Raw genomic sequence first — 14701 nt, forward strand, 5'->3', positions numbered from 1 at the left:
TGACTCCTGAATACTGACTCCTTGACTCTTGCCTTCAGAAGCTGATCGCTGAAATCCCCCGATTTCTCCTGTAAGATACTTTGTAGAGATGAGGAGTAATTATTTATGGAAGCTGGCGGTTCACAACGGGGGATTTCCCCAACTCTGCGGCAAAGTGGTATCGGTTTAATGTTACTCGCATCGGGGGGAATATTAATCTGGTTTGTCGCCTGGTTAAGTAATTTTAGCTTCGGGGGGCGCAGTTATCGAGCCAGCTTCCTTTTTCCTAATGTGGGTGGCATGATGGTGGGAACCCGCGTCGGTTATCGGGGAGTGAGAATCGGGCAAGTGACGGCAATTACCCCAGAACCGGAGGGAGTCGCCGTAGAAGTGGAGATTTCGCCAGCAGATCGCCTAATTCCCAGTAATTCCCTCATCGAAGCCATTCAATCCGGTTTAGTCGGTGAAACCACGATCGATATTACTCCCCTGCAAGCTTTACCCGTCGGTGGTGTTAAAGAACCCCCTTTGAGTCCTAACTGCAATGGGGAAGTGATTATCTGTAACGGTTCCCGTTTACAAGGGCAATCGGCGCTAAATGTCAATACCCTGATCAGATCTTTACTGAGAATTTCTAATCTAGTTAGCGATCCCGATATGGTGGCCGGATTTCGTTCCTTTACCCAGCGCGCTGCCAATGCCTTGGGGGGACTCGATCGCTTTAGTGGTGAGGCAACCACCGCTTTAAGCGAGGTACGTCGCAGCGGTACTCTGGGTAAAGTTAATTCGGGGATGAGATCCCTAGAATCCTTACCGCAAGTATCCGGTTCCCTCGATCGCCTTTCTAGTGATCTTTCCGGTGTCGGGGGATTGAGTCAGGAAGCGACTACTTTACTGAAAAGTTTACAGGGAAGTGGCGGCCTGAGAAATTTAGACGCTACCCTAGTGGAGGCCCGAAAAACGCTGCTTTTGGTGGGAGAAACCACCGAAGAACTGCGGGTTTTTTTGGCAGCTAATCAAAATCGTTTAATTGCCACTCTCGATAGTATCAAAACTACTAGCGATCGCCTACAAACTACCCTTGCTGCTTTGGATCCCATCCTCACGCAAGTGCAGAAAAGCCAAATTATCGAGAATTTAAACACTATTTCGGCAAATGCAGTTAAATTAAGCGAAAATTTAGGCAACTTTACCGCTTATCTCTCCGATCCTGCCACTGTTGTCACCCTACAGCAACTCCTCGACTCCTCTCGCGCTGCTTTTGCCAATCTTCAGAAAATCACCTCCGATGTGGATGAAATTACCGGTAATCCGCAACTGCGACAGGAAATTATCCGCTTAATTCAGGGTTTAAGTCGTTTGGTTTCTTCTAGCGAACAACTACAGCAGGAATTCGCCCAAGGTCAAGCAATGACAAGAATGGCCGCCCAAATTGCGACAATAGCCCCAAATCCCCCCGCTAATACCCCAGAAAAAGACCCTAAGAAACCCAGAAAAAGCCCCGAAATAAATGATTAAATGTGTTTGAAAAATCACCTTAGTTCCTCATAAAGGAATCCAATCTAAGCGATCAATCCATTCTTCAGCTTCTGTTAATTCCCAGATTAAAATCATTGATTCAGCCCATTGACTAATTGTACCGCTAGGGCGTAACCAAATAATTCCCCAAGTGTGACCTCCCGTGTTCCAATGATCTTTTAAATGATTGGGCATGGTACTTCTATTGTCAGTGATTAACAGTCTCTGGGATAATTCTAAATATTGCAATAAATTAGGATCAAGTGTCCCTAAAAGAGGTGCATCCGCATCACCAACTCGCAAAATATCTATAGTAGAATTGATACGTTGAACCGCTATTTTTAGCTTAGGAGATAAATTTTCATCCAGCAAAAACCGAATTTTCATGCTTTTTGTAAATACTCCTGCTCCTTTTTAATTTTTGCTTTTCTTAAACGATCAATTAAAGGAGATGATGTTTCTAGCCACTGTTGATAATGTTGTTCCCGTTGTCTTTCTAGCTTGACAAGATAGAGATCGATTTGTGCTTGATTGTGATAATAATAGGTCAAAGTGGCATAAATTTTTTCTAAATTTAGAGTTGGTAATTCTTGGAGAATTTCTTGAGGACTATAACCTTGTCGATAGTATTTCAGTACGTCCTCAATGCCAATACGATGTCCTTTTAATTGAATATTATCTACTGCTACAAATTCAAAATAATCTTCTAACTGCATAGGTTGTTACCTCCTAAAACATCAATACTATCCTAGCATATTATTAAAAATGTGCCGCAAAATTCAAAATTATTCACCGATTTTAAGCCTATCTGAATATTCAATTTAACCCACCTACTTTAGATGGGTTAAAAAGATAAAAAGAGATTAAGATTGACGTTTTAAAGCAGAACCAATTCCTAATACTCCTAAACTCAATAATCCTAGCACTGATGAAGGTTCGGGGATAGGAGAAGGAGGAGGAGAGGAAAGAGCTATCACTGAGACATTATCCAACACAGGACCAGCAAAGCTATTACTTAAACTGATAAACTCAAGGGTAGTGGTTGTACTGTTAGCAGTAAAATCCCAAGATTTTGATAGCCATCCCATATTTGAATTGCTTTTTCCTGTTGTATCAAAAGAAAAATCAGCAGAACTTCCTCCCGCACTCACTCTCATGTCTTTAATAGTAGGACTTGTGAAGGTATTACCCGCCAGATCAAAAGTCACCCGATAAGTCTCACCGACGGTTGTGTTAAAGGTTTGCTGAATTCCACCGTCATTCCCTCCAGATAGGTCCAGACTTCTAGAACCCTCAGAAGCTTGCCAATAAGTTCCTATATAATCAATTGTTCCTTGGCTGACCGTCCATCCTGTAATTACTGTGGAACCAGCATCAAGTCTTATAAAATCACCAGGGTTAGGGTTGACGTTAGCCGTCTCAAAACTGCCATTTTGAATCAAATTTGCTGCTTGTACAGGGGTGACTATCAAAGCACTTACCCCAAGGACAGAGGAAGCAATTGAGAGTTTTAATAAGCTGTGCTTACCCCCCCCCGAAAATCTATTAGTTTTGCTAATCTTTGAGTCATTACTAAAAACTCCATTTTCAGATAAACAACCATACCATAGCACAGAAAAGCTTAAAATAAATTAAAAAATGATTAATTTTTTGCTCAAGTTCGCCTTAAATGCGCTTTGGGATAGAGAGACTTGTGGCAAGATATAATTAAGGGGTATTTGGGGAAGAAATTGGATTATGGAAGAACTTTTAGAATTAAAAGCTTTGCTCTTAAAAGGTGATATTAAAGGTTCACTGGCGATTGTAGAAGAACTTGAAGATATGAGCAAAAACGGGATTATTAGCACTATTCGTAGTTATGCTGTTATCTTATTACTTCATTTAATTAAACAACAGGCAGAAAACCGAACCACCCGTTCTTGGGATGTCTCCATTCGCAATAGTGTTAGAGAAATTCAACGCCACAATAAACGCCGAAAAGCGGCAGGATATTATTTAAGTGATGAGGAATTAACAGATACTTTAAACGATGCTTATCTTAATGCTTTGGATGCCGCTTCTTTAGAAGTCGAATCAGGTCGTTATCAATCGGAGCAACTAGAAGCTATAATTGACAAAAATAAACTGATTAGTGATGCTTTTCTTCTCATCAAAAACGTCTCTCCCTAGAAAGATTATGACCAACTCAATCTCTCAAGAACAAGCCCAAAAAATGTTAAGTAGCTGGTTATAATTAAATTTAAAATGGATTTTAGGTTCGATCCCCCCTGCCCCCCTTGATCAGGGGGGTGCCGATCCCCCCTTAGTCCCCCCTTAATAAGGGGGGTGTCTGACAACTTTTAACGTCTACCTACTTACGTTGGTTAAACAAAAATCGTGACACCGTGCTTGATTTGTATAAAAATCAATACATTGCTTATAATGAAAAAGGAGTGATTGCTCACGGTGAAAATTTACAGAATGTTCTAGAAGAAGCCAACACAACCAATCAAGAATTTGTCATTTATCTTGTTCCTAGTTGTCGTTATTCTATTCAAATTTTACCCATTCAAGTTTAAAGTAGTTTAAGTTGATTTTGACAACGGCAAAATTCTATGAAAATAACCCTTTATCAACCGACGTTATCGTTATTATTACTGCTGTTCCTATCCGGTGGTTGTGCAGTCAATCAGGAAAAAGGCAAAACCATCACTCCGCAAGCACCTCCCCTAGCAGAAATCGTTCCTTGGCAGACCGTCGAACGGGTTACTATTTTAAAAGCCGATCAGGATCCCATCTATGCTTTGGCCATTAGTCCCGATAACTCCCTGCTGCTGAGTGGTAGTTTTGACGGCACTGTTAGGGAATGGGACCTAAAAACCCAAAAACCTCTCAGGACTTGGCAACTAGGTGATACCGTTAACGCTATCCAATTTAGTCCCGATGGCAAGAGTTTCGTAACTGCCGATGCGGGGGGAAAAGTGCAACGCTGGAATACGCGCACGGGAAAATTAGAAATGACCTATCCTGGCCATGCTTTTCTCGTTACTGATGCCGCTATTTCTCCCGATGGCAAAATTTTGGCCACGGGTAGCTGGGATCGTACAGTCAAACTCTGGGATTTTCAGACGGGTACACTGTTAAAAACCCTGCGCGGTCATAATCATCCGATTCAGGCGATCGCATTTAGTCCCGATGGTAAAGGAATTGTCAGCGCCGATTACGATGGTTTCGTTAAACTGTGGAAAGTGAGTACCGGTCGCTTTATTCGGGCCTATGCGGGGAATTTATTCCCCGTTTATCGGGTGCTTTTTTCCAAGGATGGTAATACCGCCGGTACTGCTAGTCAAGACGGTTCGATCCGCGGTTGGCAAGTGAAAAGCGGCATCGGCACCACTACTATTCTCGCCCATAACGACGCTGTTACCGATATGGCCCTGCTGGATGGGGGTAAAGTTTTGGCCAGCACTTCCGGGGATGGAACCGTTAAATTTTGGGATGTTAATACCCGTCGGCACTTGAATACCCTGAAGGGAAACGTCATCTTAAGAATGGTTGCCAGTCGGGATGGTCGTTGGTTAGTCACTGGAGATCGGGACGGTGCGATCGCACTGTGGCGAGGAATCTAATTGACTATAATTAAGACTAGAGTGTTTTCTAGGGCGAAATATAGCTATGGCAGCAGTGATTTTAAACTTAGATACAGTCAATCTCAGCGATGAGCAGTTTTACCGTCTCTGTCAAGTTAACCCAGATTGGCAACTGGAAAGAAACGTTCAAGGAGAATTAATTGTGATGCCACCTGTTGGGGGAATTAGCGGCAACCGAGAGGCCGATTTTATTAGTTTACTTTGGTTGTGGAATCATCAAACCCAATTGGGTAAAGTCTTTAGTTCGGCGACGATTTTTCGTTTGCCGAAAGGCGGAGATCGCGCTCCCGATGCCGCTTGGGTGAGTTTAACTCGTTGGCAAGCTCTGAGTCGAGAAGAACAGGAGAAATTTCCGCCTATTTGTCCCGATTTCGTCATTGAACTGCGCTCCCGTAGCGATTCCCTCCCGGAAATTCAAGCTAAAATGCGGGAATATCTCCACAGTGGTTTGCGATTAGGTTGGCTAGTTAATCCTCAACAACAACAAGTGGAAATTTATCGTCCTCAGCAACCCGTAGAAATTATGGAACTACCCGCTAATTTAAACGGAGAGGATGTCTTACCCGGTTTTAGTCTATTTATCTCTATTTTTGAGTAAAATATCCTTAAAACCCAGGTATGATCAGACCTCTGGTCAAAATCAAAATAGGAGTCGCTCGTCAGTAGTCAGGGTAAATTCAAGGACTTTTTCCCTGAAAATTGGCTAATTGACCCCCTGAAAATCGGTAAAACCCCACACCCCACACCCTACGCCTAGGAAAAACTTTGTCAGCAAACCCTAACTATGACCACCGATACTGTCACCACTCCCTCGCCCCAAAAACTCTGGTTAGCAGCCATTAAACCACCAATGTATAGTGTGGCAATTATACCGATTATTCTGGGAACAGCGATCGCTTATCAGGAAACAGGTCTATTTTCTCTGCCGATTTTTGCCACTTTTATCCTCTCAGCTATTTTAATTCTCGCTTGGTTAAATCTCAGTAATGATGTTTTTGATGCCGATACCGGGATCGATGTCAATAAGGCACATTCGATCGTTAATTTAACTGGCAATAAATCTTTAATTTTCTGGCTGAGTAATCTTTTTCTATTAGTGGGTATTGCTGGTATTCTTGCTATTAGTTATTGGCGAGGCGATTGGACTATACTAGAATTAATCGCCCTCTGCTGTTTTTTGGGCTATACCTATCAAGGGCCTCCCTTCCGTCTCGGTTATCAAGGATTAGGTGAAATTATCTGTTTCTTTACTTTTGGACCCTTAGCGATTGCCGCTGCCTACTATTCCCAAGCTGGTGCTTTTTCTCTCTCTAGTCTAGCGGCTTCAATTATTATCGGGATTACCACTTCTATCATCCTTTTTTGTTCCCATTTCCATCAAGTTGCCGATGATCTCAAAGCGGGTAAAAAATCACCCATTGCTCGTTTAGGTACTTTAAAAGGTTCTAAAGTTTTAACCGTAGTGACGGTTCTCGTTTACGTTTTAACGGTGGTTTTTGTCCTGCTGCAGGTTTATCCCCCTCTCACCCTCTTAATCTTCCTTAGTCTCCCTTTCGCTTGGCAATTAGTCAACCACGTTAACCAAAATCACGACCAACCTCAGCTAGTCAGTAACTGCAAGTTTATAGCGGTTAATCTTCACTTTTTTAGTGGCATTCTCTTCTCCCTTGGCTATTTCCTTGCTTCCCGTTGATCAACACGATTTTTTTTCTTAAACCCCTTTATCAGTTATCAGTTATCAGTTATCAGTTATCAGATTTGAGTTTTAAGTGTGCAGTATGTATTAAGTGGGAAGTATTTAATACGGCGGATTCAGCCTTAGTCTGGTACATCTTCCAGTTTCCTACTGTCTTTTTACTGTTTACTGATCACTGATTACTGTTTACTGTACCCGATCGAGTTTGCACTTATTAACGGAAAAGTGACAGAATAGGGGGATAGATCGCCACAAATAAAGGTTAGCATGAGTGAACAGCCCCTCGGATCGGTTATTCAAGGTTCCCTGAGTGAAGGTTTAGAAATCCGTCTTTATCCAGATATTTCCGTGGAAGATATGCGCGTCGGTAAATTTTTAGTGGTGCAAGGCACTCGCTCGCGTTTTTTCTGTCTCCTCACCGATGTCTCCCTGGGTAACTCCAGTCCCCGGATTATCGCGAATCCTCCCCATCCCGATGATAGTTTTATGCGCGATGTTTTAGCGGGTAGCGGTACTTATGGTACTATTGACCTATCTCCCATGCTCATGTTTACTCCGACTGGAGGTAATTCTCCCGCAGTTTCTGACACTTCTTTAGGCTCTTTTCAACCCCAAACTAGCGCCGATTTAGAATTACTGCCAGTTAAAACTATTCCCGCGCATTTTAGCCAAGTTTATGAAGCTTGTGAGCAGGATTTTCGCATGGTTTTCGGTTGGGAAGATGATCCCACCAGAAAGAATTTTGCTATTGGTCAACCCCTTGACATGGACGTGCCAATATGTATTAATCTCGATCGCTTTGTCGAACGTAGTAACGGTGTTTTTGGCAAATCCGGGACGGGAAAATCCTTTTTAACTAGATTACTAATTTCGGGCATTATTCGCAAACAAGCAGGGGTTAACCTCATGTTTGATATGCACTCGGAATACGGTTGGGAAGCGATGAAAGAAGGGAAGGAGGTTTCTACGGTGAAAGGATTATGTCAATTATTCCCCGGACAGGTAGAAATTTATACCCTCGATCCCGATTCTACCAAACGTCGGGGAGTACGAGGAGCGCAGGAATTATTCTTAAGTTATAATCAAATTGAAATCGAAGATATTCGTTTAATCGGTCGGGAATTAGGTATCTCGGAAGCTAGTTTAGATAATGCCAATATTCTCTATAACGAGTATGGGGAATCTTGGATCGTTCAGTTATTAAATATGAGTAACGAGGATATTAAAATCTTCTGTACGGAAAAACAGGGTCATGCGGGATCAATTATGTCCCTCCAGAGAAAATTAATGCGTCTAGATAGTTTGAAATATTTAAAAAGTGTTTGTCCCCACAATTATATCGATCAGGTTTTACAAGCTTTAGATGCAGGTAAGCACGTTGTCATCGAATTTGGCTCCCAAAGTAATATGCTTTCCTATATGTTAGCCACCAATATGATCACCCGTCGGATTCATGCTAATTATGTTAAAAAAGCTGAATATTTTTTACAAACTAAAAACCCCGTTGATCGGCCGCAACAGTTAGTGATTACCATTGAAGAAGCTCATCGATTTTTAGATGCTGCGGTGGTACATCAAACTATCTTTGGAACTATCGCCAGGGAGATGCGAAAATACTTTGTTACTCTCTTAATTGTCGATCAAAGACCTTCAGGAATTGATAACGAAGTTATGTCTCAGGTAGGGACGAGAATCACCTGTTTATTAAACGATGAAAAGGACATCGAAGCCATATTTACTGGGGTTTCTGGAGGGGGAAGTTTGCGATCAGTTTTAGCGAAATTAGACTCAAAACAACAAGCTTTAGTTTTAGGTCATGCGGTCCCTATGCCGGTAGTAATTCGTACTCGCGCCTACGATCAAAAATTCTATGCTGAAATAGGTGCGACCGACTGGCGAGAATTACCCGATGAGGAAGTATTAGCGGCGGCCAAAATTGCCAAAGCTGATCTAGGATTTTAGAAAAATTAGTTTTGGATTGTAGAATAGAGTTGGATTGTTTTTACTGTTTACCTCCCATGACCGCTCAAATACCGATCTCGAAGATCAGCTTATACGATCGAGATTTTCAGCTATGGATCGAGACAACCGTTAACCAATTACGACAGGAGGATTTTACCTCGGTTGACTGGACTAATCTGATCGAGGAATTAGGAAGCATAGGAAAAAATAATCGACAGGCTCTCAAAAGTTTGTTAATTCAATTATTAGCTCATCTGCTCAAGTTAGTTTATTGGCAGACGGAAAGAGAGTATAATGCTAATAAATGGGAAGCGGCAATTATTAATTTTCGAGTTCAAATTGCCGATCTGCTGGAAGACAGTCCTAGCTTAAAACCTTATCTCCTCGAAATTTTCGATTCTTGTTATGGAAAAGCTAGGCAAATAGTCTCGAAATTGAGCAAGCAAGAAATTCCCATAGAAGTCATTATTACCCCAGCAGAAACCCTGGATGAAAACTGGTTTCCCTAACTATGCAACAAGGTGATTTAATCGAGATCGAGATTACCGACCTCAACCATACGGGCGAAGGTGTGGGAAAATACCGAGGACAGGTGATTTTTGTACCAGATACGGTTATTGGCGATCGCATTCAAACTCGCATCACCTATATCAAAAAAAGTCATGCGATCGGCAAACTACAAACTATTCTACAAGCTTCTCCCCATCGTATCCGGCCTCGCTGCATCGTCGCTGATAAATGTGGTGGCTGTCAATGGCAACACATCGAGGATCAATTTCAGCTTCAGGTCAAAAAAGAGCAAGTACAAGAGGTATTAACCAGAATTGGCGGTTTTACCGATCCTTTGGTTTATCCTCCCCTCACCGGTAATTCTCCCCTCGCTTATCGCAATAAAGCTACCTATCCCCTCGGATTTTCCCCCACCGGCAATGTGCAAGCAGGTTATTATCGTCGCGGCAGCCATCATCTGATTAATCTCAATCAATGTCCGATTCAAGATCAGGCTTTAAATCCGTTTCTAGCCGAGATAAAACGGGATATTCAGGAGCAAGGCTGGTCAATTTACGATGAAAAGACCCATCAAGGACAATTACGCCATTTATCCCTAAGAATTGGCCGCCACACTGGAGAAGTTTTATTAACCCTGATTAGTACCGATAATAATTTACAGGGAATTGAGGCACAGGCGCGGCAATGGCTGGCAAAATACGGCAATTTAGTCGGTGTAACCGTCAATTATAACCCCGATCGAGGTAATGCTATTTTTGGCGCTCAGACCACAACTATCGCCGGAAGGGACTATGTTAACGAAAAGTTCGCCGGATTAACCTATCAATTGGCTGCCGATACCTTTTTTCAGGTTAATACAGAGGCTGCTGAAGCCTTATTTGCGCTTATTTGCCAGAAATTAGAGCTTAAAGGTGAAGAAATTCTTATTGATGCCTACTGTGGTATCGGTACTTTTACTTTACCCCTCGCTAAACGGGTTAAAGAGGTGATTGGACTAGAATCCTATAGCTTTTCCCTCGATCGAGCCAAAATTAACGCCCAATTAAATAATATTACCAACACAACCTTTATTTTGGGGGCAGTAGAAAAAACTTTACCGCAACTGACAGTTAAACCCGACATTATTCTACTCGATCCGCCCCGCAAAGGTTGCGATCGCTCTGTCCTTGATAGCCTGTTACAGCTGCAAAGTCAACGCATTGTTTATATCAGTTGTCAAAGTGCAACTTTAGCCAGAGACTTGCAATATCTCTGTCAAACAGGCGATTATCAACTGCTAGAAGTGCAAACCGCCGATTTCTTTCCCCAAACTCCCCACGTCGAATGCGCTGCTTTTCTTAGACAAAAAAACACAAATATGGTAGGATGAAATAAGGGGAAAAACCCGACCCTTTAGCCGTTTATGGCTGAAAAGTCAACGGTTAAGGATAATAGCATATTAAGCCCCGTTCCAGTCAACTACTTTTTTGATTAATTACCCGCTCAAAGCTGCCTTGATTCTCGATTGGTGTGTAGATCAATCATAAAAATATCTAATCAATCTCAGAGACATAAAAGGGACAAAATATGACTTATTAGGTATGGCAATCATCTAGATCGACGGTTAAGAGACCTTAATCTTTCTGTAAGAGAACAGTCATTGAATAAAAGCTAGAGGTAAAGCGCGTGATTGCTATTTCACTGCCAACAAGCAAACGAAGTTGGAACACCATGAGTTTCGCTTCCACCTTGTATCTTTGTCCGATTTTAGATTTATTGACCGCTAGTATTCCCGAAGAATTAGAACCAGAAATTAGATTAGGATTGCAAGAAGCTTTAGTTAATGCCGCTAAACACGGCAATCATCTCGATCCCAGCAAAACCGTGGTTGTTCAATTTTCTAGCAGTAAAGACGAGTATTCTTGGGTAATTACCGACGAAGGTTGTGGATTTACGCCAGGTTGTCCCCATCATGGCTGTAGTTGCGATTGTCCCAATTTTCCCCCCGAAGAAGCGGAAAATGGCCGAGGACTGTGTATGTTATATCAAATCTTCGACCAAGTTCACTGGAATCAACAAGGAACCCAACTGAAACTTTGTAAACAAATTAAACAGGAACGCTGGTTTAATTAATGACCGTGACCGTGAGAAGGACAGGGAGGAGCAGAAATCGAGCGATCAAGCCAGCCTGTAGCCTGTTGTAGCCGAGGAAGTGCTTCTTCTGGCTGATTATCTAATAAAAACACCAAAGCCGTCCCTAATTGTTCGGCAGCCCGAGCATTACGATTGGCCTTCAGACGATGCCAGTCAATCGGTGCGATCGCCAAGCGTTCCGCCAAAATCCGCGCCAATTCCAGGGTAGATAGATCATCAACAGTCTGAGATGAGGAAGAGACAGGGGATGGAATCATAATCAAAAGGTTTCGTAAAACCGTAAAATCGTCTATAACTATAGTTTAGACGCAGGAAATACCATCGAGTCCATGTCCTTAGAAGAAAACCCGTACCCTAACGATGAATCGGCAGAATTTACCCAAGCAATTGAAGAAGTCGAAGCGGCGATCGCAACACTAAAAGACCGTTATCGACAGATCAACGAAGCAGAACAGCAAAAAAAAGACCTAGAAGCACAATTTAGCCAAATAGAACCCCAATGGCGGGAAAATCCCCTACCTGAACTAGAAAAGGAATTGTTACAAATTCGCGAACAGATTCAAGAATTAGAGGTAATTTTAGAAAGCAATTTACTCAAAGAAGGGGAATTAAAGCGCCTATTCTGGGAAGGAATCCGTCGCGGACTGCTGGGGGAAGTTTTTTGGCAAATTGTCCGCTTTGGTGGTATCGGAGTCTTACTGGGTTGGATTCTGCGATCCTGCAGCGGGTGATTAACTGCACAGGAGTGGGGTGTGTTGCCTTGAGAAGCTGATTAGGGTTCGGTTCCATCGAGACGGATTTTACAATTATTGGCATTGAGCGTACCTAGAGGATTGCCGTTATAAGTGCCTTGTTTAACTATTCCTAACAGAGAAGCGATAACTATACACTTTCTTTCTTGGTTGGGATAGGGCTCGTCGGCATTGGCGGCGGGATATAATACGATTATCGCTTTATCTTCCGGCGGATCAAACCGGGGGAGCTTACTTTTTGGCTCCTGCGGCACATGACCCCGAAAGGAAAACTGCACCCCCGGACTGCCGCCTAGGGTGGGAAAATTATTCACCACCATAAATACTCCCTGCGGCAGATTTAAGGAACCCGCGTTAGTATTAGTCGCCACTAAACAACCTGGGTCAAGTTTGGAGTCCTTATCTAAAGCAGTTATTTGCGAGTAAACCGTGGGATCAGTGCCAATCCCGTTAGTAAAATTAATCGTGCAAATTCTCCCTAGACGGATGGCTTGTTTTTGAGCATCCCTTAGGGCTGATTGTATAGAATCGGTGGCTTCTTGGACTTTATTGCTATTTAACCAAGCTAATAAATTAGGTCCGGTTAAGGCGGCAAGAATTCCCGCAATTGCCAAAGCTATCAAAATTTCTAACAGGGTAAAACCCTGATTTTTATGATGGACAGTTGAACGACGCATCGGGAATCACCTCGACAGAACTTTCGGCAATAACATTTTCTTGGTTTTGGTAATCATTAGGAGTTTGACCCGTTGCTAACTTGACTTGATAATCAATACGGAGACGATGGGGATTATCCAATTGTTCAGTAATATTAAAAGTTCGAGCGAGAGAATAGTTTTTCCCGACAATTGTTCTTGTCGGTAATTCTTGAGCCGTCGGTATAGTGATGGTGGTCAGGGGAGTATTCGTTAGTCTTCTTCTCAAAGCTGTGCCATAACCCTGATTGATATTTCTACACACATCTGGACTGACATAACTGGGACTGGAAGTCACATCTAAAGTCGAAGCTAAATATTTGACATCCTCAAAATCTTCTTGTATCCAAAAGTTAGCTTGAGCTTGTCTTTCTGCCCGAACTTTATATAAGGCATTCACTGCCATTAACTGTAGGGTTCCTGTTAAGAAAGCGGTAATAACTAAAATGGCAATGATTACTTCTAACATCGAGAAACCTGACTCGGACGACGGTAGTTTTAACGGTATTCCCTTTTCTTTTGATTTCACTTTTCACCCCCCCCGTTTTTCCTGAAAACCACTGACTTTTTTTAGCTATCAACTACAGAGTACCCAGATGATGGGATATTTCTAACTTTAGTCAGGGAATTAATTCCCCGAAAACCCTATTGCTCAAGTGAGTCAGATTGTCTAAACTCTCATGCAGTTAGCATTGTACACTAATCTAGCTTTTGTCTGTGATTACCATCCGCGATCAAGATCACACTTAACCAGTAATATTAGAGCCACTAACAGCTTAACCGCCCAAAATAGCAATGCCTACGCCGATTAATAGAATTAATCCGCCATAAATGACTTCTTGGGGGGGTATTTCACCAAAAATGAACACTCCTAACAGACTAGCGGCGATTGGCTCTAATAAAATTACCATGGTTACTATTGTCGGTGCTACCCATCGCAAAGCCCAGTTAAAGCTAGTATGACCGATTAATTGCGGAAAAATCGCCATCATTAACACATAAACATACACGGATAAGGGATAGCTTTCGTAACCTTGACCGAATAAAAAAATAGAAGGTAATAAAGCTAATCCTGCGGTAGTGTAGGCTACAGTTATATAATTCTTAATATTTAAGCCCTTTCTTTGTGCTTCCCGTCCGAGGAGAATATAACCACTGACGAGAATTGCTCCAATTAAAGCCAAGCTATTGCCCAATAAAGGGTTAGGATAAGAACTACTGACATCTCGATCGGCTAAAACAATCAATAATCCCCCCGTTAAAGCCACAAAAATGCCGATAAAGGTTAATTTACTCGGTTTTTCTCGAAACCACCACCAACCCAACAGGGAAACCCAGAGAGGATTAGTGGTGACTAAAGTGGTAGAAGCGGCGATCGAGGTGTAGGATAGAGAAGTAATCCAAGTAGCAAAATGGAGAGCTAAACAAAATCCTGCCCCCACTGCGTAATAATAGGCTTGAATAGCGACTTTTTGGCGTGATAAGGTCAACCAGTTCGGAATTAGAACGACAGAAGCCAAGATCAGACGGGAAGTCGCTAAAAATAAACTAAATGCGATCGTAGCATTACCTACCGCTTCGATCGCTAACCGGATAAAAATTGCCGATGCAGAAACCGACACCACACCGATAGTTAAAATAAAAATAATTTTGGCGTTAGAAGGGGGCAAAATAGGCTACGCTTACGCGATGTCAATGATGTTATTCACCAGTTATTTTAACCGTAGGCAGTAGCCGGTCGTCAGTAGCCGGTCGTCAGGAGATAGGAGATTATTTTATTTATTCTCCCCACACCCTACACCCTACACCCCACACCCTACACCCCAC

17 protein-coding genes and 1 pseudogene are annotated in these 14701 nt (G+C 42.4%); 11 read left to right on the forward strand and 7 right to left on the reverse strand.

The features are described 5' to 3' along the window. Window positions 1-105: 105 nt before the first annotated feature. The gene (locus IQ242_RS04435; RefSeq protein WP_193959165.1) at window positions 106-1497 is read left to right on the forward strand and encodes an MlaD family protein; all 1392 of its coding nucleotides are present in this window, start codon (window positions 106-108) and stop codon (window positions 1495-1497) included. Window positions 1498-1524: 27 nt separating this feature from the next. On the opposite strand, the gene IQ242_RS04440 is transcribed toward IQ242_RS04435, so the two are convergent. The 3 genes from IQ242_RS04440 to IQ242_RS04450 all read right to left on the reverse strand — a co-directional run bounded on the left by IQ242_RS04440 (window position 1525) and on the right by IQ242_RS04450 (window position 2969). Beyond that, the gene (locus tag IQ242_RS04440; RefSeq protein WP_002763705.1) at window positions 1525-1884 is read right to left on the reverse strand and encodes a DUF5615 family PIN-like protein; all 360 of its coding nucleotides are present in this window, start codon (window positions 1882-1884) and stop codon (window positions 1525-1527) included. Then, on the reverse strand, window positions 1881-2213 hold the full coding sequence (locus IQ242_RS04445; protein WP_002750711.1) for a DUF433 domain-containing protein: 333 nt from the start codon (window positions 2211-2213) through the stop codon (window positions 1881-1883). Before IQ242_RS04445 ends, IQ242_RS04440 begins: the two co-directional genes overlap by 4 nt. A gap of 147 nt (window positions 2214-2360) precedes the next feature. Next, window positions 2361-2969, reverse strand: coding sequence for a choice-of-anchor C family PEP-CTERM protein (locus tag IQ242_RS04450; RefSeq protein ID WP_193959166.1), 609 nt, complete (start codon window positions 2967-2969; stop codon window positions 2361-2363). A gap of 265 nt (window positions 2970-3234) precedes the next feature. Here IQ242_RS04450 and IQ242_RS04455 point away from each other — a divergent pair, with 265 nt between their 5' ends. The 9 genes and pseudogenes from IQ242_RS04455 to IQ242_RS04495 all read left to right on the forward strand — a co-directional run bounded on the left by IQ242_RS04455 (window position 3235) and on the right by IQ242_RS04495 (window position 11406). Beyond that, window positions 3235-3666, forward strand: a complete 432-nt coding sequence (locus tag IQ242_RS04455; RefSeq protein ID WP_193959167.1) for a DUF29 family protein — start codon at window positions 3235-3237, stop codon at window positions 3664-3666. Window positions 3667-3851: 185 nt separating this feature from the next. Beyond that, window positions 3852-4055 (forward strand): annotated as a pseudogene (locus IQ242_RS04460) (DUF5678 domain-containing protein); the annotation flags it as partial. Between the two features lie 36 nt (window positions 4056-4091). After that, window positions 4092-5105, forward strand: coding sequence for a WD40 repeat domain-containing protein (locus IQ242_RS04465; protein WP_193959168.1), 1014 nt, complete (start codon window positions 4092-4094; stop codon window positions 5103-5105). Window positions 5106-5151: 46 nt separating this feature from the next. Continuing rightward, complete coding sequence (locus IQ242_RS04470; RefSeq protein ID WP_193959169.1) at window positions 5152-5724, forward strand: Uma2 family endonuclease; 573 nt, start codon at window positions 5152-5154, stop codon at window positions 5722-5724. A 186-nt stretch (window positions 5725-5910) separates the two neighbouring features. Continuing rightward, complete coding sequence (gene menA / locus IQ242_RS04475; RefSeq protein WP_193959170.1) at window positions 5911-6819, forward strand: 2-carboxy-1,4-naphthoquinone phytyltransferase; 909 nt, start codon at window positions 5911-5913, stop codon at window positions 6817-6819. Between the two features lie 270 nt (window positions 6820-7089). Beyond that, entirely contained in the window at window positions 7090-8784 is a 1695-nt protein-coding gene (locus tag IQ242_RS04480; protein WP_193959171.1) for an ATP-binding protein, read from the forward strand. A gap of 56 nt (window positions 8785-8840) precedes the next feature. After that, complete coding sequence (locus tag IQ242_RS04485) at window positions 8841-9293, forward strand: DUF29 domain-containing protein (RefSeq protein WP_193959172.1); 453 nt, start codon at window positions 8841-8843, stop codon at window positions 9291-9293. A gap of 2 nt (window positions 9294-9295) precedes the next feature. Next, a complete protein-coding gene (gene rlmD / locus IQ242_RS04490) occupies window positions 9296-10663 on the forward strand; it encodes a 23S rRNA (uracil(1939)-C(5))-methyltransferase RlmD (RefSeq protein WP_193959173.1) in 1368 nt (455 codons plus the stop codon). Window positions 10664-11004: 341 nt separating this feature from the next. Beyond that, a complete protein-coding gene (locus tag IQ242_RS04495) occupies window positions 11005-11406 on the forward strand; it encodes an anti-sigma regulatory factor (RefSeq protein WP_193959174.1) in 402 nt (133 codons plus the stop codon). On the opposite strand, the gene IQ242_RS04500 is transcribed toward IQ242_RS04495, so the two are convergent. After that, on the reverse strand, window positions 11403-11684 hold the full coding sequence (locus IQ242_RS04500) for a DUF6439 family protein (protein WP_002735085.1): 282 nt from the start codon (window positions 11682-11684) through the stop codon (window positions 11403-11405). The two genes, IQ242_RS04495 and IQ242_RS04500, sit on opposite strands and share 4 nt — an antisense overlap. Before the next feature lie 72 nt (window positions 11685-11756). Between IQ242_RS04500 and IQ242_RS04505 the strand changes: the two genes are divergently transcribed. Further along, entirely contained in the window at window positions 11757-12158 is a 402-nt protein-coding gene (locus IQ242_RS04505; protein ID WP_002768149.1) for a hypothetical protein, read from the forward strand. Window positions 12159-12199: 41 nt separating this feature from the next. Here IQ242_RS04505 and IQ242_RS04510 read toward each other — a convergent pair whose 3' ends face one another. From IQ242_RS04510 to IQ242_RS04520, 3 genes are all read right to left on the reverse strand, one after another. After that, window positions 12200-12856: a Tfp pilus assembly protein FimT/FimU gene (locus IQ242_RS04510; RefSeq protein ID WP_193959175.1), complete on the reverse strand. Its 657-nt coding sequence runs from the start codon at window positions 12854-12856 to the stop codon at window positions 12200-12202. Next, window positions 12831-13343 (reverse strand): type 4 pilin, encoded by a 513-nt coding sequence (locus tag IQ242_RS04515; protein WP_193959176.1) that lies wholly within the window; start codon window positions 13341-13343, stop codon window positions 12831-12833. The genes IQ242_RS04510 and IQ242_RS04515 overlap by 26 nt, the downstream gene beginning before the upstream one ends. Before the next feature lie 307 nt (window positions 13344-13650). Next, complete coding sequence (locus IQ242_RS04520) at window positions 13651-14544, reverse strand: DMT family transporter (RefSeq protein WP_185237356.1); 894 nt, start codon at window positions 14542-14544, stop codon at window positions 13651-13653. Window positions 14545-14701: the final 157 nt, after the last annotated feature.

The sequence above is a fragment of the Microcystis sp. LEGE 08355 genome, assembly GCF_015207185.1.
Taxonomy (GTDB): Bacteria; Cyanobacteriota; Cyanobacteriia; order Cyanobacteriales; family Microcystaceae; genus Microcystis; species Microcystis panniformis.